At 65.5% G+C, this 7,680-nt stretch carries 5 protein-coding genes; 1 reads left to right on the top strand and 4 read right to left on the bottom strand.

The annotated features are described in order from the left end of the window. The coding region (locus tag AC3WL2_RS20850; RefSeq protein ID WP_102719679.1) for a TonB-dependent receptor at positions 1-2,430 on the top strand (2,430 nt) is incomplete at its 5' end. Positions 2,431-2,436: 6 nt separating this feature from the next. Here the strand turns inward: AC3WL2_RS20850 and AC3WL2_RS20845 are convergent. The 4 genes from AC3WL2_RS20845 to AC3WL2_RS20830 are packed head-to-tail and all read right to left on the bottom strand — an operon-like array spanning position 2,437 to position 7,675. Beyond that, a complete protein-coding gene (locus AC3WL2_RS20845) occupies positions 2,437-4,215 on the bottom strand; it encodes a dipeptide ABC transporter ATP-binding protein (RefSeq protein ID WP_102683983.1) in 1,779 nt (592 codons plus the stop codon). Beyond that, the gene (locus AC3WL2_RS20840; protein ID WP_102683984.1) at positions 4,212-5,039 is read right to left on the bottom strand and encodes an ABC transporter permease; all 828 of its coding nucleotides are present in this window, start codon (positions 5,037-5,039) and stop codon (positions 4,212-4,214) included. Before AC3WL2_RS20840 ends, AC3WL2_RS20845 begins: the two co-directional genes overlap by 4 nt. Beyond that, entirely contained in the window at positions 5,032-6,108 is a 1,077-nt protein-coding gene (locus tag AC3WL2_RS20835; protein WP_102683985.1) for an ABC transporter permease, read from the bottom strand. The genes AC3WL2_RS20840 and AC3WL2_RS20835 overlap by 8 nt, the downstream gene beginning before the upstream one ends. Then, positions 6,101-7,675 carry an ABC transporter substrate-binding protein gene (locus AC3WL2_RS20830; RefSeq protein WP_102683986.1) on the bottom strand — a complete coding sequence of 525 codons (1,575 nt, stop codon included), beginning with the start codon at positions 7,673-7,675 and terminating at the stop codon, positions 6,101-6,103. The genes AC3WL2_RS20835 and AC3WL2_RS20830 overlap by 8 nt, the downstream gene beginning before the upstream one ends. Positions 7,676-7,680 lie beyond the last annotated feature (5 nt).

Here is a 7,680-nt window from a genome sequence, read left to right as displayed (position 1 = left end):
CTGCCCACCCGCCCACCAGCCTCGATCTACGGCGGCCTGGAAGCCAAGGTGCTGGACACCCCGCGCTCGGTCACCCAGATCAATGCCGAACAACTGGCCAACGACCCGATCCGCAGTTCTGACGACCTGGTCAAGTACGCCCCCGGCATCACCCGCGGCGGTGGCCAGAACGCCGGCATCGCCCCGCAGATGCGCGGGCAGAACACCGAGGTGTTCCAGGATGGCCAGCGCGCCTATGGCGTGCGCCACCCGGCCAACTTCAATGCCTACGAAGGGGCCGACATCGTCGCCGGGCCGTCGTCGGTGACCTACGGTTCGGTCAGCGGCAGCGGTGGCTACGTCAATTACCTGAGCAAGAAACCCGACTTCAACCGTTTCCGTACCAAGCTCAGCGGCGAAATCGGCAGCTGGATCCCCGATGGCGAATCGCGCGATGCCACCAAGTTCAGCATCGACAACACCGGCCCGCTGACGGACAACCTGGCCTACCGGGTGAGCATCACCCGCCAGCGCCAGGAAGACTTCTACGACAACGTCGAGAACAACTTCGACGCCTTCTATGGCGCGCTGGCCTGGCGCAACGACAACCTGCGGGTTGACTGGAACGCCGCCTACGACGACTACTACGACTACAACATCACCCACGGCTGGAACCGCGCCACCCAGGACCTGGTCGACCACGGCAAGTACTACGCCGGTCGCGCCACGCCAATCGTCCAGAACGGCAATAACTTATGGTCGCCGGTGCTCTCCTCCGGCGCCGCCGACGCCCAGGTGCTTGGCTGGGTCCAGCGCCAGCGCAATGCTCAGGGCCAGTATCAGGTAGTCGATGGCAGCTTCCAGAATGCCTCGCCCAATACCCAGGCCAACCCCGGCAGCCTGCGTGGCTGGGTCTACGACCCGTCGCTGGCAGGCAACGGTCTGACTTCGTTGTCGTCACAGACCGGCCAGCGCGCGCAGGATGAAAACCGCTCGCGACGCTTTACCACGCAACTGCGCGTCGAAGGCGACCTGACCCCGTCGATAACCCTGGCCAACAGCACCTTCTACCAGCACTCCACCGACACCACCGATGCCGTCGGGGCGTTCCAGGTGCAGGGCAAGGACGACATTTTCGACAACCGCTTCGAATTTCGCGCCCGTGGTCAGTGGCAACTGGGCGACCTGACCCTGGTCGACGACAGCAACACCGGGCTGATCTACCGCCGCGAGCGCAACGAATCGATCGCCGCCAACAACAGCTTCGGCAGCACCATCAACGCCTATGACCTGACCCTCGACCCGACCTTGAAGAACCCCGGCGACCTGCTCGGCCTGAGCGGCCGCAACCCTGCCGGTGGCAACGCGGCCTGGATCGGCCAACCCGGCGTGCCGCAGTTTTCCAGCGACTACGGCTGGCTCAACCTGCCCGCCATGTACCCGGCCGGGCACGGCCTGTATGCAGAATCGGTGGCGCCCTACACCGCCGACAGCACCTGGACCACCAAGACCCTGTTCAGCCAGCACAACCTGCGCCTGGGCGAACGCGTGGGCCTGAACATCGGCGCCAGCCGCAGCTGGATCGACGCCCGTATCGAAAACCCCTTCGTGCTGCCCGGCGGCAACCCGCGCAAAGACTCGGACAACTACCGGCTGTTCTCGGTGCAGGTAAGCCCCTACGTAAAACCTACAGAAAACAGCACCCTGTACTACACCTTCGACCGCTCGCTGGCGGTGAATACCGGCTTCTTCACCAACGGCCTGGGTTGGGGCAGCGGCACGGGGGCCAATCAGCTCAACCCGCTGGCCTTCGAAAGCCTGAGCGTGCTGCATGAGGTAGGGTTGAAAGTGGAAGCAGTGCCTGACCAGCTGTTCCTTACCCTGGCCGCCTACAAACAGGCCCGCGACCAGTCGCCGGACAGCAACAACAACATCGCCCGGCTGATCGTCAAAGGCTGGGAAGCGACCCTGCGCTATCAGGACCAGCACCTGCGCGGCGGCCTCAACCTCAGCCGCATCAGCGCCTACAACGAGTTCACCAGCCAGGCCGGGTTCGCCTCGGCCGGATTCATGCCCGACAACGGCACCGTATTCGGCGACAACAACAGCCTGAATCAGCGCCCGTCCGGTAAGTTCGATGCGGTGCAGATCCCCGAATACAACGCCGGCGGGTATGTCGACTACCGCTTCGACTCGGGGTTTGGCGTCGAGCTTTCCGGCTGGTGGACCAGCAGCTGGTACCTGAACCTGAGCAAGACGGTGAAAGTGCCGGACGAATACAACCTCGACCTTGCCGTGTACTACCGCCAGCCGCAATGGGGCGTGACGGTGCGCATGCTCAACGTTACCGACGAGCTGAATTTCGTCAGTGGCCTGGCCGGCTCTACCAATACCTTCCTGCAACCGATGCCGGGCCGCACGCTGCTGGCCCAGGTCGATTACCAGTTCTGATCACCCTCAACCTGAAAGGCTAGGCGAATGCTCCACCAGCGTCCGGGTATAAGCGTCAACCGGACGCCCAAGAACCTGATCAGCAGCCCCCTGCTCCACCACCCGTCCCTGGCGCAACACCAGCACCCGGTCGGCAATCGCCCGCACCACCCCAAGGTCATGGGTCACGAACAACACCGTCAGCCCCTCCCCCTGCAATCGCTTCAGCAAGGCCAGAATCGACGCCTGCACCGACACATCCAGCGCCGAGGTAATCTCATCACACACCAGCAACTTCGGCTCGCAGATCAACGCCCGGGCAATCGCCACCCGCTGGCGTTCTCCACCGGACAAGCTATGCGGGAACATGTCCGCCACGCGCGCCGGTAGCGACACCCGCTCCAGCACGGCCTCGACCCGCTGACGCGCTTCACTACCACGGACCCCGAAAAAGTGCGCCAAAGGGGCGCCGAGCGTTTGCCCTATCGTGTGCCTTGGGTTCAAGGCCCGATAGGGGTTCTGGAACACATACTGGATCTGGTGACGCAACCCGGCATCCCGTTCACGCGCTGCAAACGCCAAGGGTTTGCCGGCGTAGCTGAGTTGCCCCTGGACGTTTTCGCCCAGCCCGGCAATCGCCCTGGCCAGGCTGGTCTTCCCCGAACCCGACTCACCCACCAGCGCCAGGCACTCCCCTTGCCCCACCCGCAGGGAAACATCGAACAGCACCTGGCGATCGTAGGCGACATCCAGCCCCCGGACCTCCAGCAACACTGCTGCGCCCGGCGCAGCAGCAGCCTCGACAGCCGCCTCACCGAGGGACAGCGGCTCTCTGTGCGGCACCAGGCACGCCACCCGATGCCCGCTGTCGTGCGCCAACAACGACGGCTCGATTACACAACACTCTGCACGACGCCTGCCGCAGCGCGGCGCAAACGCACAGCCATGCGGGCGCTGCCCCGGTGCCGGTGCGTGCCCGGCAATCGCCTGCAACGGCTGGCGCCGGGCAATGTCGGGAATGGCCGCGAGCAAGGCGCGGGTGTAGGGATGCAGCGGTGCGCCGAACAACGCCTCGCGCCCGGCCACTTCTACCAGTCGGCCCGCGTACATCACCATCACCCGGTCGACCAGGTCACGCACCACCGCCAGGTCATGGGTGACGTAAAGGGCCGCCACACCCTGGTCACGGCACAGCCGCTTGAGCGTCTGCAGCACATGGGCCTGGGTGGTCACGTCCAGTGCGGTGGTGGGCTCGTCAAGCACGATCAGGCGGGGCCGCAAGACAAACGCCAGCGCCAGCATCACCCGCTGTTGCTGCCCGCCAGACAGTTGATGCGGGAACCGCTGCAGGAAGGCGTCGTCATCCGGCAGGCCTACATCCAACAGGGTATCGCCGATGCGCTGGCGTGCTGCCTCACGCGACAGCGCAGGCTGGTGCGCCAACAGGGTTTCACGCAGCAAGGCACCCAGGCGCAACGCCGGGTTCAGTGCCGTGGCAGGGTCCTGGGCCACGTAGCCGACCAGCCCGCCACGGGCCAGGCGCAGGGCCTCGCCTTCAAGTTCGAGCAGCGACCGCCCGGCCACCACCACTTGCCCGCCAACAATGCGTGCGCCCTGTCGGGCATGGCGCAACAACGCAGTGGCCAAGGTGGTCTTGCCCGAGCCAGACTCGCCCACCAGGCCAACAATCTCCCCTGCCGCAAGGCTGAAGGACACCTCGGCCAGTACATCAATCTGCCCGGCCAGCTCTACCCGTAGGTCGCTGACCTGCAACACTTCACTCGCCACATGCAACAGCGCGCTCATGGCTGCTTCTCCCCAATCCGTGCACTGGCCCGGCCAATGCCTTCGGCAAGGATGTTGGTGCCATAGGCAAACACCCCGATCAGCAATGCAGGGGCCAGTACTGCCCAGGGCTGCACCAGCAGGCCGGCCTGGTTTTCATTGATCATCAAACCCCAATCCGCAGCCGGCGGCGCCACCCCGTAGCCCAGGAAACTCAAGCCGGACAGCATCCCCACTGCCCAGGTCAGCATGTTGCCGAAGTGCACCAACAGCGGCGTGAGGATGTTCGGCAGGATTTCATGAAAGAGGATGCGCCAACGCGGGTAACCCATCATCTGCGCAGCCTCGACATATTCCTGCCCGGCCACCGCCACGGCACTGCCCCGGGCCAGACGGACAACCCCGGGGATAAAGGCGATGGCCACGGTCAAAACGATCAGCCAAGGCGCCCGACCGAGCATGGACACAATCAACAGCACCAGTATCAGGTCCGGGAACGCCAGCGATACATCCGCCGCCCAGCTGATTAGCTGATCCAGGCGCCTGCGCGAGAAGCCGGCCAACAGGCCCAGGCTGCCGCCCACCAGCAATGCGAGGGTGGCTGCAGCCACCGACATCCACAGCACCGACAGGCCGCCGCTGAGCAAGCGTGAAAGCAAATCATGGCCCAGAAAATCGTGCCCCAGCGGTGCCCCGGCAGCCGGGGGGCCGTACACCGGCCCGACCATCGCCGTGGGCGCGTGGGGTGCCAGCCAGGGGCCGAAAGCGGCCAGCAGCGCCACCAGCAAGGTGATCACGGCGCCCCGGCGTATCTGCGGGTCGGCCAGCCAACGGGAATCAGTCATGGGTGGCCTCCTGGGCAGGGGTGCTACGCGCACGCCGCCACCATGGTCGAATGCCACGGCGGATACGGCGGATCATCCGCACCCGGCGTGCGGTGCGCAGTTTAGGGGTAAGCAGCACGGTCAGCAGGTCGGCCAGCAGGTTGATCAACACCACCGCCAAAGTGATGACCAGCACCACCGCCTGGATCATCGGCAGGTCGCGCACCTGGATCGCGGCGTTCAGAGCCGTGCCGATGCCCGGGTAGCTGAAGATCACTTCGGCCAGCAGCGCACCGCCGACCAACGTGCGCAAGGTCAGCGCCACGCCCTGGATCGCCGGGGTCAAGGCATTGGGCAAGGTATGCCGCCAAACAATACGCCGCTCGGGGATGCCACGCAGGCGCGCGGCGATCACATACTCGGACTCCAGCGCCTCGATCATTGAAGCCCGCACCATACGCGTGAGGTACGGCAGCGCAGACAGGCTCAGCGCCACGACCGGCAACACCAACGACGGCCACTGCCGCCACAACGACAGTTGCGGGTCGAGGATCGACACCGCCGGCAGCCAGCCCATGCCCGGCATGGAAAACAGCAGCACCAGGCCGATGGCCAACAGAAAACCCGGCGTGGCCTTGAGCAGGATCAACGCCGACAGCCCCCAGCGGTCGAGTCGGCTGTCACGGCGCAGGGCCAGGCTTACCCCCAGCAGCAAGGCCAGCGGCACAACCAGCACCAGCACCCCGGCCAGCAAGGCCAGGGTGTGGCCGAGGCGGCCGAACAGCAGCTGCGCCACCGGTACCTGGGAGTCCAGCGAGATGCCCAGGTCCCCGCGTAACAAGGCGCCGAGCCAACGCAGGTACTGCAGCAGGATCGGCTGGTCGAGGCCCAGTTGCCGCTGCAGGGTGAGGATGCTTTCCAGTGGCGCATCCGGGCCGAGAATCACCCGCGCCGGGTCCGAGGGCAGTGCCTGGGTGGCGATGAACACCATCAGGCTGATCACCCAGGCGGTCAGCAGCCCATAACCGAGGCGGCCGATGAACCAGGCCAGCCAGGCCGGCGTGCGCGGGGTGTGGTGAGCGTCAGGCATTGGGGTTCAACCAGAGTTCGTCGAAGCGCCAGGAGGCGAAGGTGGTCTGTTCCGGGGTAAGCCCACCGACCTTGGCCGACGCGGCATCCAGCACGTCGGCAAAGCCCCAGATCAGCAACCCGCCACGTTCGTGCTGGATGACCTGGGCTTCATGCACCAAGGCCGTGCGCCGCGCCAGGTCGGGCTGGGCCAGGGCCTGCTGGAACAGCTCGGTAAAGCGTGGGTCGTGGAAGTTGCTGCGGTTATAGATGGCCTGCGGCGCATCGTTGTGCAGCGCCGAGGCGAGAAAACCGCGGGCTGGGGTCGAGCCCGGCGACAGTTGCCATTGCTCGCGTTGCGGGCCATTGAACACCGAGCCATCGACTTGGTTGACCTTCACCTGCACCCCAGCCTTCAGGGCCTGCTGGGCAAACACCAGCGCGGCGTTGACGCCAGGCCCAGATGTGGTGGTCAGCTCGACGCGCAGATCACTTTGCCCGGCCTGGCGCAGCAGCGAACGGGCTTGATCCAGGTCGTAGGGGCGCTGGGCAATGGCGTGGTTGTAGGTAGGATCGTGAGGCGAATACAGGTCGTTGGCCACCCGGCCAAAACCATTCAAGCCACGCGCCACCAGCTCCTGGCGGTCGGCCAGCAGGCGGAACGCCTGGCGCACGCGCACATCCTGGAACGGCGCCTTGGCCAGGTTCAGGTTGAAACCGGTGAACGAGGTGGTTGGCGAGGCATACAGGCGCAGCCGTGGGTCGGCCTTGAGCAACGCACTGTGCTCGGCCTGCACACCACTGGCCACGTCGATCTGCCCGGCGCGCAGCGCTGCGGCGCGCGACACCTGGTCCTTGAATTCGATGATTTCCAACTCGTCCGCATAGGGGCGATTGGGTTTGTAGTAATTTTCAAAGCGGGTGTAGAGCGAGCGCTGGCCGGGAATGAAGCTTTTCAGGCGGTACGGCCCGGCGCCGACCGGGTTGGTCACCGGATGGTAATCGGTAGGCACAATGCCGCCGAAACTGATCAGCGTCTCATCCAGTGGGTAGAAGCTTTGCCCCTGCTTGAAACGTATTTCAATGGTGCGCTCGTCCAGCTTGCGCAACGCCTGCCGGTCGATGGCGCCGACCAGCCCGGCGAATGGCGAGGCCAGTTGCGGGTCGGTCAGGCGCAGGATCGAGAACAGCATGTCGTCGGCAGTGATACTTTTGCCGTGGTGGAACTCCAGCCCAGGCTTGAGGCGGATGGTCCAGGCACTGGCATCGGCATTCGGCTCGGCGAACTCGGCCAGCGCCAGGCGCGTGCTGACATCGGCGTTCCATTCCCAGAACTTGGCGTACAGCGCCCAGCCACGGATGATGCCGCCGCCTACCGGCTTGTGTGCATCGAGGTTCCCGGCCTGGTCACCGTCGATAATGCCCACCCGCAAGCGCCCGCCACGCACCGGCGTACCCGCCGGCAGCGCCGTGGCGGCTGCCGGCGCGCCGCTGTCGCAGCCGCTGAGCAGCCCGCCGCCGAGCAGCAGGCCGCCACCGACGGCCAGGCTGTTGCCGAGAAACACCCGGCGCGAAAACAGCTCGCTCATCACCC

It is taken from the genome of Pseudomonas sp. FW305-96 (genome assembly GCF_058783825.1).
Note: the sequence above shows the minus strand (reverse complement) of the source record. Positions and strands in the feature narration are given on the sequence as shown.

Excerpts from the sequence above, each read along its gene's own strand:
- AC3WL2_RS20845 (WP_102683983.1), bottom strand. The coding sequence starts at position 4,215 with ATGAGCGCGCTGTTGCATGTGGCGAGTGAAGTGTTGCAGGTCAGCGAC.
- AC3WL2_RS20840 (WP_102683984.1), bottom strand. The coding sequence starts at position 5,039 with ATGACTGATTCCCGTTGGCTGGCCGACCCGCAGATACGCCGGGGCGCC.
- AC3WL2_RS20835 (WP_102683985.1), bottom strand. The coding sequence starts at position 6,108 with ATGCCTGACGCTCACCACACCCCGCGCACGCCGGCCTGGCTGGCCTGG.
- AC3WL2_RS20830 (WP_102683986.1), bottom strand. The coding sequence starts at position 7,675 with ATGAGCGAGCTGTTTTCGCGCCGGGTGTTTCTCGGCAACAGCCTGGCC.